At 64.9% G+C, this 13,004-nt stretch carries 15 protein-coding genes; 7 read left to right on the top strand and 8 right to left on the bottom strand.

Translation table 11 applies throughout. The features are described from left to right. The first annotated feature begins 68 nt into the window (after positions 1-68). Both ACW9UR_RS01460 and ACW9UR_RS01455 read left to right on the top strand, forming a co-directional pair. Positions 69-788, top strand: coding sequence for an AzlC family ABC transporter permease (locus ACW9UR_RS01460; protein ID WP_458915120.1), 720 nt, complete (start codon positions 69-71; stop codon positions 786-788). Continuing rightward, entirely contained in the window at positions 785-1,114 is a 330-nt protein-coding gene (locus tag ACW9UR_RS01455; RefSeq protein WP_458915119.1) for an AzlD domain-containing protein, read from the top strand. The genes ACW9UR_RS01460 and ACW9UR_RS01455 overlap by 4 nt, the downstream gene beginning before the upstream one ends. Here ACW9UR_RS01455 and mscL read toward each other — a convergent pair. The 4 genes from mscL to pheT form a co-directional block, all read right to left on the bottom strand. Continuing rightward, positions 1,111-1,542: a large conductance mechanosensitive channel protein MscL gene (gene mscL, locus ACW9UR_RS01450; protein ID WP_458915118.1), complete on the bottom strand. Its 432-nt coding sequence runs from the start codon at positions 1,540-1,542 to the stop codon at positions 1,111-1,113. The two genes, ACW9UR_RS01455 and mscL, sit on opposite strands and share 4 nt — an antisense overlap. A gap of 211 nt (positions 1,543-1,753) precedes the next feature. Further along, positions 1,754-2,026 carry an usg protein gene (locus ACW9UR_RS01445; RefSeq protein ID WP_458915117.1) on the bottom strand — a complete coding sequence of 91 codons (273 nt, stop codon included), beginning with the start codon at positions 2,024-2,026 and terminating at the stop codon, positions 1,754-1,756. Positions 2,027-2,155: 129 nt separating this feature from the next. Continuing rightward, a complete protein-coding gene (locus ACW9UR_RS01440; RefSeq protein WP_458915116.1) occupies positions 2,156-2,614 on the bottom strand; it encodes a YtoQ family protein in 459 nt (152 codons plus the stop codon). A 50-nt stretch (positions 2,615-2,664) separates the two neighbouring features. After that, positions 2,665-5,073, bottom strand: a complete 2,409-nt coding sequence (gene pheT, locus ACW9UR_RS01435) for a phenylalanine--tRNA ligase subunit beta (protein WP_458915115.1) — start codon at positions 5,071-5,073, stop codon at positions 2,665-2,667. 230 nt (positions 5,074-5,303) lie between these two features. On the opposite strand from pheT, the gene ACW9UR_RS01430 reads away from it, so the two are divergent. Continuing rightward, positions 5,304-5,486, top strand: coding sequence for a Flp family type IVb pilin (locus tag ACW9UR_RS01430; protein ID WP_458915114.1), 183 nt, complete (start codon positions 5,304-5,306; stop codon positions 5,484-5,486). Positions 5,487-5,630: 144 nt separating this feature from the next. On the opposite strand, the gene pheS is transcribed toward ACW9UR_RS01430, so the two are convergent. Beyond that, entirely contained in the window at positions 5,631-6,689 is a 1,059-nt protein-coding gene (pheS, locus tag ACW9UR_RS01425; protein ID WP_458915290.1) for a phenylalanine--tRNA ligase subunit alpha, read from the bottom strand. A 154-nt stretch (positions 6,690-6,843) separates the two neighbouring features. On the opposite strand from pheS, the gene ACW9UR_RS01420 reads away from it, so the two are divergent. After that, positions 6,844-7,521 carry a hypothetical protein gene (locus ACW9UR_RS01420; protein WP_458915113.1) on the top strand — a complete coding sequence of 226 codons (678 nt, stop codon included), beginning with the start codon at positions 6,844-6,846 and terminating at the stop codon, positions 7,519-7,521. A 24-nt stretch (positions 7,522-7,545) separates the two neighbouring features. On the opposite strand, the gene ACW9UR_RS01415 is transcribed toward ACW9UR_RS01420, so the two are convergent. Both ACW9UR_RS01415 and ACW9UR_RS01410 read right to left on the bottom strand, forming a co-directional pair. Beyond that, complete coding sequence (locus ACW9UR_RS01415; protein ID WP_458915112.1) at positions 7,546-7,842, bottom strand: DUF1244 domain-containing protein; 297 nt, start codon at positions 7,840-7,842, stop codon at positions 7,546-7,548. Between the two features lie 48 nt (positions 7,843-7,890). After that, on the bottom strand, positions 7,891-8,655 hold the full coding sequence (locus ACW9UR_RS01410; protein ID WP_458915111.1) for an N-formylglutamate amidohydrolase: 765 nt from the start codon (positions 8,653-8,655) through the stop codon (positions 7,891-7,893). A 162-nt stretch (positions 8,656-8,817) separates the two neighbouring features. Here ACW9UR_RS01410 and pyk point away from each other — a divergent pair, with 162 nt between their 5' ends. Further along, on the top strand, positions 8,818-10,266 hold the full coding sequence (pyk, locus tag ACW9UR_RS01405; protein ID WP_458915110.1) for a pyruvate kinase: 1,449 nt from the start codon (positions 8,818-8,820) through the stop codon (positions 10,264-10,266). A gap of 72 nt (positions 10,267-10,338) precedes the next feature. Here pyk and ACW9UR_RS01400 read toward each other — a convergent pair whose 3' ends face one another. After that, positions 10,339-11,778: an FAD-binding oxidoreductase gene (locus ACW9UR_RS01400; RefSeq protein ID WP_458915109.1), complete on the bottom strand. Its 1,440-nt coding sequence runs from the start codon at positions 11,776-11,778 to the stop codon at positions 10,339-10,341. A gap of 216 nt (positions 11,779-11,994) precedes the next feature. Between ACW9UR_RS01400 and ACW9UR_RS01395 the strand changes: the two genes are divergently transcribed. After that, positions 11,995-12,687 (top strand): winged helix-turn-helix transcriptional regulator, encoded by a 693-nt coding sequence (locus tag ACW9UR_RS01395; protein WP_458915108.1) that lies wholly within the window; start codon positions 11,995-11,997, stop codon positions 12,685-12,687. A gap of 116 nt (positions 12,688-12,803) precedes the next feature. Next, on the top strand, positions 12,804-13,004 hold the full coding sequence (rpmI, locus tag ACW9UR_RS01390) for a 50S ribosomal protein L35 (RefSeq protein WP_458915107.1): 201 nt from the start codon (positions 12,804-12,806) through the stop codon (positions 13,002-13,004).

Below are 13,004 nucleotides of genomic sequence, written 5' to 3'. Positions count from 1 at the left end.
GATCCGCGATTGGCAAGATCACGGAAGATGGTTTTACAATCCTCTGCCGCAGGAGTAGGCGGAATGCCATGAACAACGCCCGCACCCATTTCGTCGCCGGCTTTCGCGGCGGCCTGCCCTTCCTGCTGGTCCTGATCCCCTTCGCAATGCTCTTCGGCGTGCTGGCGACCGAGGCTGGGCTCGACATCAGCCAGACGATGGCGATGACCGCGCTTGTGATCGCGGGCGCATCACAGTTCACGGCGATCCAGTTGATCTCGGACAACGCGCCGTTGCTGGTGGTGCTTGTCACGGCGCTGGCCGTGAACCTACGGATGGCGATGTACTCAGCGTCCTTGGCGCCACACCTTGGCCATGCGCCGCTCTGGCAGCGGGCGCTGATCGCCTACACGCTGGTCGATCAGACCTATGGCACCTCGATCGCCTATTTCCAGGAGCGGCCGGGCCTCGGCCTGCAGGACAAGCTGGCGTTCTATACCGGAGCCGTCCTCGCGGTCTGCCCGCTATGGTACACATTCACCTATGTCGGCGCAGTCGCGGGCGCTGCGATCCCCGAGGAATTCGCCCTCGACTTCGCGGTGCCGATCACCTTCCTGGCGCTCGTCGCGCCGCAACTGAAAAGCCTGGCGCATGTCTCGGCCGCGCTGGTTTCGGTCGTGCTGGCGCTGGCGCTGGCGTGGATCCCATTCAGCCTTGGCCTGCTGATCGCCGCCTTCTTCGCAATGCTGACAGGGGCAGCCGTGGAAACCTGGGGCCCCGGCTCTCACCCGCGGGAGGTCCGGGTATGAGCAGCTGGACCGATGGCCAGATCTGGCTGCTGATCGCTGGCATGGGCGTGGGCACCTACCTGATCCGCCTGTCTTTCCTGGGTCTGATCGGGGATCGCCAGTTGCACCCGTTCGTGTTGCGCTGCCTGCGCTATGTGCCCGTTGCGGTTCTTCCGGGGCTCGTCGCACCGCTGGTCGTCTGGCCTGCGGCGACAGATGGACAGCCGGATCCGGCGCGGATGATGGCGGCTGCCGCGGCGCTGATGATCGGCGCCGCGACGAAGTCGATGATCGCCGCCATCGTCGGCGGCATGGCGGTCCTCTACCTCGGACTCTGGCTGGTTTAGGCCGCGGGCTTGGCCAGCAGGTCCCGGATCTCGGCCAGAAGCTGCTCCGAGGTGGGGCCGGCGGGCGCCAGTTCCTCGGATTCCTCCTCTCTCGCGGTGGCTTCCTTCACGCGGTTCACACCCTTGACCAGCAGGAAAACCACGAAGGCGATGATCAGGAAGTTGATCAGCGCGGTGATGAACTTGCCGTAGTTGAAAGTGGCAGCACCCGCTTCCTCGGCCGCGGCCAGCGTGCTGTACTCGCCGCCGTCCAGCGTAATGAAGTAGTTCGAGAAATCGACGCCACCCAGGATCAAACCAATGATCGGCTGAATCAGATCGTTGACCATGGAGGTCACGATCGCGGTGAACGCCGCCCCGACAATGATGCCGACCGCCATGTCCATGACATTGCCGCGCGCGATAAAATCCTTGAACTCTTTGAGCATGTTTTCCCTCGTTCCCAGTGGCCGCCCCCATGTGCGACGCGGTGACGCTAAACAGATTTAATTTTTTCCAAGCAAGCGCTTTCAACGCGGTGACGTAACGTCAACTACGACTCACCGGTGCCCGATCGCCCGATGTATGGCTCGAATGGCCATTTTCCGGTTGCCCAGGGTGGTGCGGCGGCGCCCAATTGGCGTTGCCGCCGCCCCTCTGCTAATGAAGGGTCAGCATCCCATCGACATTGCGCCACTCTCCCGGACGAACCAGGTGCTGGTGCGAGTAGCGCACAGAGTGCAACGGCCCGTCCAGGGTGTCGCGCCAGAATTCGAGGAACGCGTGCAACCGGGGAAATTCCGGCGCTGTGTCGTATTCTTGCCAGGTGAAGGTCTGTAAAAGCTTCTGGCAGTCCGGCATCCGGTAGAGGATCTCGGCCGTCGTCAGACCGTGACCCAGAAGCATCTTCTCCGCATCGCTGATGATCCGCATTCAAGCCTCATGTCAGGTACTCGATACGGAAATGGTGCGACCACGGCCCGTCACGGGCAAGTCATATTTCTGTTTTTGCCTGCAATTTCAGCAATTTGGCAGCAGCACCCCACGAGTGCTGCTGACAGATCAGCCCTGCGGCAGCTTGCCGGTCAAGACGTAGCGCAGAAGCGACACCACCTGTGCGGGGGTCTCGGCCACGGCCTGGGCGGCGGCGTCGACTTCCTTCAGCGCATGGGCGTGCTCCGGGCCATGCAGAACGATCAGCGACTTGCCCAACGCTGCCGCGTAGCCTGCGTCGAACGCCGCGTTCCACTGCTTGTACTTGTCGCCGAAGCGCACGACGACAACGTCAGCATCCTCAATCCCCTTGCGCGTGCGGATGCTGTTGAGCGCCGCGCCCTTGCGGTCGTGCCAGAACTTGTCCGGCTCGGCCCCGAGGATCGCGACGCCGCAATCGTCCGAGGCCGCGTGATCGGTGACCGGCTCCGAGAACCGCACCTCAAGGCCAGCGGATTTCACCCCGGCGCGGATCTCGTCTCGCCAGTCGGTGTGGATCTCACCCGAGAGGTAAACGTTCAGCTGCATCGGCTTCCCCCTGTCTTGTGTTCCCGCGCCCTGAGGGACACGGGACTTGCTCAGCCGCGCAACGTTCCGCCCGTGGCCTTCCTCACCTGGGCCACGACCCTATCGGCCACGGCCTCGATCTGCTTGTCGGTCAGCGTGCCCTCGGTAGGCTGCAACCGAACCGCGATGGCGACCGATTTCTTGCCTTCGCCCATCTGCGCCTCGGCCTTATCGCCTGCGAAGACGTCGAAGACGCTGACGCTGTCGATCAGCTGCTTGTCTGCACCCTTGGCCGCGCGCAGGATCGCATCGGCGGGCGTGTCGGCATCGACCACGAAAGCAAAGTCACGCTCGACCGCCTGGTAGTCCGAGATCCGCAACGCCGGACGTGCGCTATCGGACTTGCGCGGCATCGGCACGTTGTCGAGGAACAGGCTGAAGCCCACGGCCGGGCCCTTGACGTCGAGTGCTTCGAGCACCTTCGGATGCAACTCCCCGAACACCGCCAACGGGGTTTTCGGCCCCAGCCCCAGAACGCCGGAGCGGCCCGGGTGATACCAGCCTGGCGCGGTGGTGGTCACGGTCAGCCTGTCCGGCGCACCGATCGCGGCAAGCGCAGCTTCGGCATCGGCGCGAGCGTCGAACACGTCCACCGCACGGCGCGCGCCGAACGGATCACGCGGACCGGTGTGACCGACCCGCAGCCCGGCCGCCAGGCGCAGCTGGTCCTCGGGTTCGCCGCCGGTCCAGGCCGGGCCAACCTCGAAAAGTCCCAGTTCGCCAAATCCGCGTGCCTGGTTCCGGGCGGCCGCACGCAGCAGCGCCGGCAGAAGGTCCGGCCGCATGTGGCTCATCTCGGTCGAGATCGGGTTGGCAAGGCTTGTCGCCTGCGCGCCACCACCAAAAAGCTCTGCCGCCTCGCTGTCGATGAAGGAATAGGTCACGCACTCGTTCAGGCCCAGCGTCGCGAGCGTCCGCCGAACCGTACCCTCGCGCACCTGCATCGGCGTCAGGATCGGCCGCGCAACGCCGGGTGTGCGGCTCATGGGCTTGCTTTCCAGCTTGGTCAGCGAGGCGACGCGGGCGATCTCTTCGACCAGGTCCGCCGAGCCCTGCACGTCGGGCCGCCAGCTGGGCACCCAGACCTCGACACTGCCATGCTCCTTGGCCACGCCGAAGCCCAGCGCGGTCAGGATGCGGATTTGCTCGGCCTCGGGAATGTCCATTCCGACGAGGCTGGAGACGCGGCTGGTGTCGAGCGGGTAGAAACGCGCCGTCTGCGGGATCTCGCCCGCGGTCCAGACTTCCGAGGGTTCGCCGCCGCAAAGATCGAGGATCATCTGCGTCGCAATCTCGATGCCACGCGGCGTGAACTCGGGGTCAATCCCCCGCTCGAACCGATAGCGCGCGTCCGAGTTGATGCGCAGCTTGCGGCCCCCCTGCGCGGTGAGGATCGGATCAAAGAACGCGCCTTCAAGGAAGACGTTCACCGTCTCCTCGGTGCAGCCCGAGGGAAGCCCTCCCATGATGCCGCCGATCGACTCGACGCCGTTCTCGTCGGCGATCACGGTTTCCGAGCCGTCGAACGTGTAGGTCTTTTCGTCCAGCGCGGTCAGGGTTTCGCCGGGCTGGGCAAGGCGGACTACAAGGTCGCCCTTGACCTTGTCCGCATCGAAGACGTGGAGCGGCCGGTTCAGGTCGTAGGTCATGTAGTTGGTGATATCGACCAGCGCCGAAATCGGGCGCAGGCCGATGGCCCTCAGCCGCTCCTGCAGCCAGGCGGGGGACGGGCCGTTCTTCACGCCCTTGATCGTCCGGCCCAGGAACAGCGGACAGGCGCGGTCCTTCACGCTCTCGTCAAGAATTACCTTGATCGGTGTCCCGTAGCTGCCCTTTACAACTATGTCCGATATCGGCTTCAGCGTACCGATGCCTCGCGCCGCCAGATCGCGCGCGATACCATGTACACCCAGCGCATCGGGGCGGTTCGGCGTAATCGCGATCTCGATCGTCGGATCGGTCTTGCCGACATAGTCGATATAGCGCTGGCCGACCTCGGCGTCCGCGCCCAGTTCGATGATGCCGTCATGCTCGTCCGAAAGTTCCATCTCGCGCTCGGAGAGCATCATGCCGTAGCTCTCGATCCCGCGGATCTTCCCGACCTGAATGGTCACGTCGATACCTGGAATATAATCGCCGGGCTGCGCCACGACGACCTTGATCCCGGCCCGCGCGTTCGGCGCACCGCAAATGATCTGCTTCTCGCCATCCGAGGTCTGAACGCGGCAGACCCGCAGGCGGTCGGCATCGGGATGCTGTTCGGCGTGGAGCACCTCGCCAACGGTAAACGCCCCCAGCTTGGCCGCGGGGTCGGTGACCCCTTCGACTTCCAGTCCCAGGTCGGTCAGCGCCTCGAGGATCTCCTCGAGTGTGGCGTCCGTTTCCAGATGGTCCTTGAGCCAGGAGAGCGTGAACTTCATTGCCGTGCCTTTGCGTGGATCAGCGGTCTTGGGCCTCTTAGTGGAAGCCTGCGCGAAGGAAAAGGGGGCGGGTGGCAGAGACGGTCGAAGAGCGCAGGTGGCGGGTTACCGGCGATAAACCTATAATTGCACACATTGCACTATTACACGCCTAAAGATTGCCACAATCCGGCCCCGTTTCCGCAGAGATTGGGGGCCATAAAGGTTTCCATGGAAGCGCGAGGTGCACCATGCTTGGCAAATTGAAAGCTCTGAAAAAGGACGAGGACGGCGCGGTCACCGTGGACTGGGTCGTTCTGACGGCATCGATCGTCGCTCTGAATGTCTTTGCGGTCCTGAGCATGATCAAGGACGGCATCCGTGACGCTGGCGCGGATATCAACGAGAAGATCGAGGAAGTCCGGAACTGGTAGTCGCGCCTTCCGGGCAGGCGTTGCCTGGCGTGTAGCGTTCACGCCGGCGATCAACATGCGTCACCTTGCGGCGCAGACCAGCATTACCGCGTTTTGATCCGGCCATTGTCGGCCGGACCCTAGCTTCTAAATTCCCCAAACAGCTCAGGCGAAAGTGCGCGGCACGTCCAGCGGCGAGAAGCCGTAGTGCTTCAACCAGCGCAGATCGCTGTCGAAGAACGCCCGCAGGTCCGGCGTCCCGTATTTCAGCATCGCCAGCCGGTCGATCCCCATCCCGAAAGCGAAGCCCTGATACTTGTCTGGGTCAACGCCGGCAGCGGTCAGGACCTTCGGATGCACCATCCCCGAGCCCAAGACCTCGAGCCAGTCGTTACCCTCGCCGATCTTCAGGGCACCGCCCTCCCAGCTGCATTGGATGTCGACCTCGGCCGACGGCTCGGTGAACGGGAAGTGCGAGGCGCGGAACCGGGTCTCCACGTCGCGCCCGAAGAAGGCGCTGAAGAACTCCTCAAGCGTCCACTTAAGGTTCGCCATCGACACATCCTCGCCGATGCACAGGCCCTCGACCTGGTGGAACATCGGCGTGTGCGTCTGGTCGTAGTCCGCGCGATAGACCCTGCCCGGCGCGATGATGCGGCACGGCACGCCATGCTCTTCCATGTAGCGGATCTGGACCGGAGACGTGTGGGTCCGCAGCACATGCGGCGGGCGGTTGTCGCCTTCGTCGCGGTGCATGAAGAACGTGTCATGCTCTTGCCGGGCGGGGTGCTCGGGCGGGATGTTCAACGCGTCGAAATTGTACCAGTCGCTTTCGATCTGCGGCCCCTCGGCCACCGCGTAACCGAGATCGGCGAAAATCGCGATGACCTCCTCGGTGACCTGGCTGACGGGGTGGATGGTACCTACGCGGCGCGGACGCGGCGGCAGTGAGACGTCGACACGCTCGGCCTGCAGCCGGGCATCCAGCGCCGCTTCGGCCAGGACGGCGCGGCGGGCGAGCATGGCGTCGGTCAACTCGGTCTTGAGCGCGTTCAGTGCAGGACCGGCGGTCTGGCGCTCTTCGGGGGACATGCCGCCGAGCTCGCGCATCTTCAGGCTTACTTCGCCCTTCTTGCCCAGCGCGGAGACGCGAACCTCCTCAAGCGCCGCCTCGTCGGCGGCAGCTTCGATTGCCTCGGTCCACTTCTGCTTAAGCTCGGCCAGCCCGTCCATGCGCGCGTCACTCCGGAATTTCTGCACCCTTCGGTCGCGCCGTGGCCTACCACAGACCCGCCGGATTGCAAGACGGCACCGCTTAACCCGCGGTTAACCACGTTCGAGGCACCACGGAGGCCGACCCCCCCACGCGAGGCCACTGATGTTCCTGACCCCGTTCGACACTCCCTTCGCCCCGGTCCTGCGGGACACCGCGCGACGTGACACGCTGAAGGGCGCCGAGGGGCCGGACATCTTCACCCTGCGCAACGATGGCAAGACGGACGCGGTCCTCGACTTCGAGGACGGGACCGACCTGATTGACCTGACTGCGCTCGATGCAAGCTGGGACAAGCTGTCGGTCAAGCGCCTCAGCCTCACCGAGTATGTGGTCGATTACCAGGCCGAAGAGCGGATCCGGATCACCTTCGAACAGCCTGCAAAAGCCGACATCCCCGAAGACCGCATGTTGCTGAGCGTGGACGATTTCATCTTCGCAGAGGGCATCCCAGAAGCGACACCGCAATTGCTGGGCGAGACCACGAGCACCGCGAAGGAAGTGATCTTCGGCACTTCGCTGCCCGATGTGTTCATCTTCGACTACGACGGCGAGCGCGACACCGTGCGCCGGTTCGAGGTCGGCAAGGACCTGATCGACTTGGCCAGCTATGGCACCAGCTTCGGCGCGCTCGATGTGACAGAGCGCAAGGTGGGTCGGCTGTCGATCAAGATCCCCGTGCTGGACGCCGAGCGGGACCTGCCCGACGACTGGCTGGTTCTGATCGACATTTCGAAAGAGATCACCGCCGCCGATCTGACGGCGGACATGTTCATCTTCTGAACAGCCGGTGTCGGTGGCCCTGTCTCAGTGTCCCGTGTGGGACTTTTCGAAGGCGGCCTTCTGGGTATCGGTCGCTTCGGTCTGATACTTCTCGCGCCACTCGTCATAGGGCATGCCGTAGAAGGCCTCGCGCCCCTCGTCCTTGGACATCTCGATGCCGCGCTCGTTGGCGGCTTCCTGGTACCAGCGGCTCAGGCAGTTCCGGCAGAACCCGGCGAGGTTCATCATGTCGATGTTCTGCACATCCGTCCGCTCGGCCAAGTGGTCGCGCAGGCGGCGGAAGGCTGCGGCTTCGAGTTCGATACGGGTGCGGTCGTCCATCATGGCCTCCATAAGTTTCTGCTGAGGTAAGCCTCGCGAGGCCGCTTGTCACCCTTTCGCGGGCAGTACCGCCGACAGCACGCGCGCAAGACGTGCCGCCCAGGCCGCCTGCCCCGGCGTGTCGGCGATCAGGTCGTTGCGCACCTCGACAAGTACATGCGGCAGATCCCGCTTGGTGCCGTGTCGATCCATGCAGTCGCCCTCCAGATCGCCGGTGTAGGGTTCGTTATCGCCCACGACCAAATCGCCCTCGGCCCGCAGCGCCTCGATCAGCGGGCGGGCAAGGCGATCGTCGCGCCCATAGAGCACTGCCACATGCCAGGGCCGGGGCGGCTTGCCGCGCAGCTTGGGCGTGAAACTGTGAATCGCGACCAGATGCGGCGTCGTTCCGCGCGCCAGCATCGTGTCGATCTGCCCGGTGATCGCGTCGTGATACGGATCGTAGGCCAGTTGCCGCCGCCGGGCGACCTCGGCCGCATCCGCGTTGCGGTTCGCCGGGATGATCGAGCCATCGTAGAGCTTCATCAGCAGCGTCGGATCGTCCGGCCCCCGGTTCGGATCGATCACCAGCCGCGAGAAGGTCGACAGCACTGCCGGCGCGCCAAGCTCCTGAGCCAACCGCCGCGACACGCCCGCCGCGCCCGGATCCCAGGCGATGTGCCGGCCCATGTCCGCCGCTGACAGCCCCAGATCGCCCCCCGCGCACCACTCGGGTACGGCGTTCGAGGCATGATCGCACAACACCAGCGCAGGGCCGGGTGCATCCGGATCCAGCAGTTCGAAAGCGGGGTGGGCAGGGGCGGCGTCCTTCATGCCGCCCCGGATACTCCGTAGGCGAGCCCGGGGAAAGGCCGTCGTGGTGCACGATTCCGCCGATCCCCGAATTTTCTGCAAAACCTCGGATTTTTGACGGACATTCCGGGTTTCGGCCGTTATAAGCCGCGCCGAGGCCCCCTCGAACGTTCAGGAAGATCGATGTTACGACGCAAGCGCAACGTGAAAATCGTGGCCACCCTCGGCCCCGCCTCCAGCGACTACGAGACTATCAAGGCGCTGTTCGAGGCCGGTGCCGACGTGTTCCGTCTGAACATGTCTCACGGGACCCACGAGGATATCCGCAAACGCCATGAGATCCTGCGCGACCTGGAAGTCGAGTTCGAACGACCGATCTGCGTGCTGGCCGACCTTCAGGGGCCGAAACTGCGCTGCGGCACCTTCAAGGACGGCGCTGTCATGCTCGAGGAAGGCCAGCCTTTCCGCTTCGACCTCAACGACAAGCCGGGCGACGCCAAGCGCGTGCAGCTGCCTCACCCCGAGATTTTCCAAGCGCTGACCGAAGGCTCCACGCTGCTGGTCAACGACGGCAAGATCCGCCTGCAGGTCCGTGAGGTGAATGGCGAGCATGCCGATTGCGAAGTGATCGTCGGCGGCGAGATCTCGAACCGGAAGGGCGTGAACGTTCCCGACGTGGTGCTTCCGCTGGCTGCGCTTTCCGATAAGGACCGCGAGGATCTGGAGTTCGTCTGCGAGCTGGGCGTCGACTGGCTGGCCCTGTCCTTCGTGCAGCGCGCCGCCGACGTCGAGGAAGCCCGCGGTCTGGCCAAGGGCCGCGCCGCCGTGCTCGCCAAGATCGAGAAGCCCGCAGCGGTGAAGGCCTTCGGCGAGATCCTCGCCGCTTCGGACGGCATCATGGTCGCCCGCGGCGATCTGGGCGTCGAACTGCCTGTGCACGAGCTGCCGCCGATCCAGAAGCGCCTGGTCCGCGAGTGCCGCCGGGTCGGCAAGCCGGTGATCGTCGCCACCCAGATGATGGAAAGCATGATTTCCAGCCCGGTGCCGACCCGCGCCGAGGTGTCGGACGTGGCGCAGGCGATCTACGAGGGTGCCGACGCCGTCATGCTGTCGGCGGAATCCGCCGCCGGCGACTACCCGATCGAAGCCGTCACCACGATGAGCTCGGTCGCCGAATCGGTCGAGAGCGACGACATCTACCGACAGGTCATCGAGGCCTCGCGCACGCCGTCAAAAGCCTCGGTCGGCGAGTCGATCACCGCTGCAGCCCGTGAAGTCGCCGAAACGACGGACGTGAAAGCGATCTGCTGCTTCACCCACTCGGGCACCACCGCCTCGCTGATGAGCCGAGAGAAGCCGCGCGTGCCAATCATCGCGCTGACGCCCAAGACCGGCACCGCCCGGCGCCTGTGCCTGACCTGGGGCCTGACCTGCGTCGTCACCGCGGAAGTCGAGCGATTCAAGATGGCCGTCGTGAGCGCCGCCCGCGCCGCCAAGGCTTACGGCTTCGGCGGCGACGAGGATTTCATCGTCGTCACCGCAGGTGTGCCCTTCAACACGCCGGGCACGACGAACATCCTGCGCGTCGCCCCGGTGGACGAAGCAAAGATCTTCGCCGGCGGGCCGGAGTAACCCTCCCCCGCCAGTTACGCGAACGGCCGCCGGTCTCCCCGGCGGCCGTTGTCGTTTCAGATGCCGCCCGGACTACTGCGCCGCGTGGGCGACAACTTCCGGGGCGATGTTGTGGTTCACCCGGAACAGGTTTTCGGGATCGTACTTCGCCTTCACCTTCCGCAGCCGGTCCAGGTTGCCGCCATAGGCTTCGCGCACCCGGCCTTCCTCGTCGCCGGGGATGAAGTTGACGTAGACCGTGCCCGCCGAATAGGGAGCGCTGTCGTCGAACAGCCGCCGTGCCCAGCCGATGCAGTGATCGTCCTTGGCCGGGTCCTCCCAACGGGTGTGCACGTTCATGGTGAAATGCGCCGCCCGCTGCGGCCAGGCCATGGCGTCCGGCGCCACTCGTGTCATCGCGCCACCCAGGTGCGCCAGCGCGATCTCGGACTGTGGGTCAGGCAGGTTCCGTGCCGCGTCGAGGATCACCGCGATCGCCTCGTCACTGAAGCTGGTGAAATCGTGGCTCTTCCAGTAGTTCCGCGCCCCCGGCGTCAGCAGCGGGTCGAACGCCGCCTGCCACCCGTGTAGCGGGTGCGGAGCGATCACGTCCGCGATCGGGTTGCCGAGGCTGCGCAACTCCTTCATCGCCACCTCGCCCTCGGCCATGTCGCCCGCGTAGCAGGCACCGAAGACCAGGATCTCGCGTCCATGCCATTCCTCGGGCAGGAAGGGCAGCGGCGGCGCCTGTCGCAACACGGTCCAGACCGTCAGCTCGTCCGGCGCCTTGGCGCAGATGTCCCGCCATTTCGCCATCAGCTCGGGCGCATCGTCCATCGGATGCACGATCAGCCCCGAGAGGATCTCCGGCCCGAGCGGGTGCAGCCTGAACTCGAACGAGGCGACCACGCCGAAGTTTCCGCCCCCGCCGCGGATCGCCCAGAACAGGTCCGGGTGCTCGGTCTCGCTGGTGCGCAGGATCTTTCCATCGGCTGTGACCACGACGGCCGACAGCAGGTTGTCGATGGTCAGGCCGAACTTGCGCGTCGTCCAACCAAAGCCCCCACCCAGCGTGAACCCCGAGATCCCTGTCGTCGAGTTGATGCCCAACGGCATCGCCAGCCCGTAGAGCTCGGTCTCCCGGTCGATGTCCGACAGCAGCGCGCCCGGATCGACCTGCACCGTCCGCGCGTCCGGATCCACGTGCACGGCGCGCATCTGGCCAAGATCCAGCAACACTGCGCCATCGGCCACCGCAAGCCCGGCGATCTGGTGTCCGCCGCCCTTCACCGCGATCCGCAACGCGTTCTCACGCGCGAAGTTCACCGCAGCGCGGATGTCCCCGGTACCCAGCGCCCGAACCACGAGGCCCGGTTTGCGGTCGTGCATAGCGTTCCAAAGCGTCCGCGACTCGTCATAGCCTGGGTCGCCCGGCTGGATCAGCGCCCCTCTCAACTGCCCCTGCAGTGCCTCCAGCTGGTCCCCGGATATGGTGACCTCGCCGCCATTCAGTCCCTTCAGAGTCAATGTCATACCTTCCCCCATCGAACTCTCCCGACCGTCAGGCCGGAAATCTGCTAGGATGTATGCAGGTTCCTGCATGCATACCTTGGACAGGGTGCCGAATCCGGACCGGGTGCCTCCAGTCCCGCATCTGGACTGGCAGGTCCAGTTTCTGGACCGGTCAGCCCCTCGCCTTCGTGCTATGCCTGCGCAGTTCGGGACCGATGGTATCGAGGGAGCGCGTACATGACCCAAGCCGGCTACAACCAGTTCTGCCCCGTTGCGATGGCGGCCGAGATCCTCTGCACCAGGTGGACCATGCTGGTGGTGCGGGAACTCACCGCCGGCTCGACGCGGTTCAACGACCTCCAGCGCGGCGTGCCGCGCATGTCCCGCACCCTGCTCGCGAAGCGCCTTCGCGAACTGGAAAGCTGGGGGATCGTCGACCGCCAGCCGCTGCGCGGCGATCCGCATGTCTACGAATACAAGATGACGCCTGCGGGCCTCGACCTGTTGCCGGTGGTGCAGGCGATGGGCATCTGGGGGCAGAAATGGGTCGAGTCCACGGTGACGCTCGACAATCTCGACCCCTCGCTGCTGATGTGGGACATGCGCCGCAACCTGGATCCCGAGCCGCTGCCCAGCAAAAGAACGGTCGTTCAGTTCCGCTTTCACGACCAGCCGCAAAGCAAGCAGCTGGCCTGGCTTGTGGTCGAACCCGACGGCGACGTGGATCTTTGCTGGTCGGACCCGGGTTTCGAGGTCGACCTCTACGTAACCACCGATCTGCGCACGCTCACCGCCATCTGGATGGGGATCGACACCGTTCACGGCGCGCTGGAGCGGATCGAGTTCGACGGAAGCCGCACCCTGGCCCGAACCATGCAGAAATGGCTTGGCCTCAGCCCGTTCGCGGCGCAGAAGAAGCTCGCCTCCTAGGGCATGGCCCTTGCACAGGGACGAAACAGCGGGTATAGCGCCGCTTCCATTGGTGCGGCCGGCTGATAAGGGCTGCCGAGTCGCGCCTGAACGTCCCTTCCTGCAAGGAGAGCGAAATGCCCAAGATGAAGACCAAGTCGAGCGCCAAGAAGCGCTTCAAGGTGACCGCCAACGGTCGCGTCAAGGCCGGCCAGGCCGGCAAGCGCCACGGCATGATCAAGCGGTCGACCAAGTTCATCCGCGATGCCCGCGGTACGACCACGCTGAGCGCGCCTGACGAGAAGATCGTCAAGTCGTACATGCCTTACGCCCGCTGA

Source organism: Halovulum sp. GXIMD14794, from assembly GCF_054457455.1.
This window is presented reverse-complemented; position numbering and strand designations above follow the sequence as displayed.

Excerpts from the sequence above, each read along its gene's own strand:
- ACW9UR_RS01460 (WP_458915120.1), top strand. The coding sequence starts at position 69 with ATGAACAACGCCCGCACCCATTTCGTCGCCGGCTTTCGCGGCGGCCTG.
- ACW9UR_RS01455 (WP_458915119.1), top strand. The coding sequence starts at position 785 with ATGAGCAGCTGGACCGATGGCCAGATCTGGCTGCTGATCGCTGGCATG.
- mscL (WP_458915118.1), bottom strand. The coding sequence starts at position 1,542 with ATGCTCAAAGAGTTCAAGGATTTTATCGCGCGCGGCAATGTCATGGAC.
- ACW9UR_RS01445 (WP_458915117.1), bottom strand. The coding sequence starts at position 2,026 with ATGCGGATCATCAGCGATGCGGAGAAGATGCTTCTGGGTCACGGTCTG.
- ACW9UR_RS01440 (WP_458915116.1), bottom strand. The coding sequence starts at position 2,614 with ATGCAGCTGAACGTTTACCTCTCGGGTGAGATCCACACCGACTGGCGA.
- pheT (WP_458915115.1), bottom strand. The coding sequence starts at position 5,073 with ATGAAGTTCACGCTCTCCTGGCTCAAGGACCATCTGGAAACGGACGCC.
- ACW9UR_RS01430 (WP_458915114.1), top strand. The coding sequence starts at position 5,304 with ATGCTTGGCAAATTGAAAGCTCTGAAAAAGGACGAGGACGGCGCGGTC.
- ACW9UR_RS01420 (WP_458915113.1), top strand. The coding sequence starts at position 6,844 with ATGTTCCTGACCCCGTTCGACACTCCCTTCGCCCCGGTCCTGCGGGAC.
- ACW9UR_RS01415 (WP_458915112.1), bottom strand. The coding sequence starts at position 7,842 with ATGGACGACCGCACCCGTATCGAACTCGAAGCCGCAGCCTTCCGCCGC.
- ACW9UR_RS01410 (WP_458915111.1), bottom strand. The coding sequence starts at position 8,655 with ATGAAGGACGCCGCCCCTGCCCACCCCGCTTTCGAACTGCTGGATCCG.
- pyk (WP_458915110.1), top strand. The coding sequence starts at position 8,818 with ATGTTACGACGCAAGCGCAACGTGAAAATCGTGGCCACCCTCGGCCCC.
- ACW9UR_RS01400 (WP_458915109.1), bottom strand. The coding sequence starts at position 11,778 with ATGACATTGACTCTGAAGGGACTGAATGGCGGCGAGGTCACCATATCC.
- ACW9UR_RS01395 (WP_458915108.1), top strand. The coding sequence starts at position 11,995 with ATGACCCAAGCCGGCTACAACCAGTTCTGCCCCGTTGCGATGGCGGCC.
- rpmI (WP_458915107.1), top strand. The coding sequence starts at position 12,804 with ATGCCCAAGATGAAGACCAAGTCGAGCGCCAAGAAGCGCTTCAAGGTG.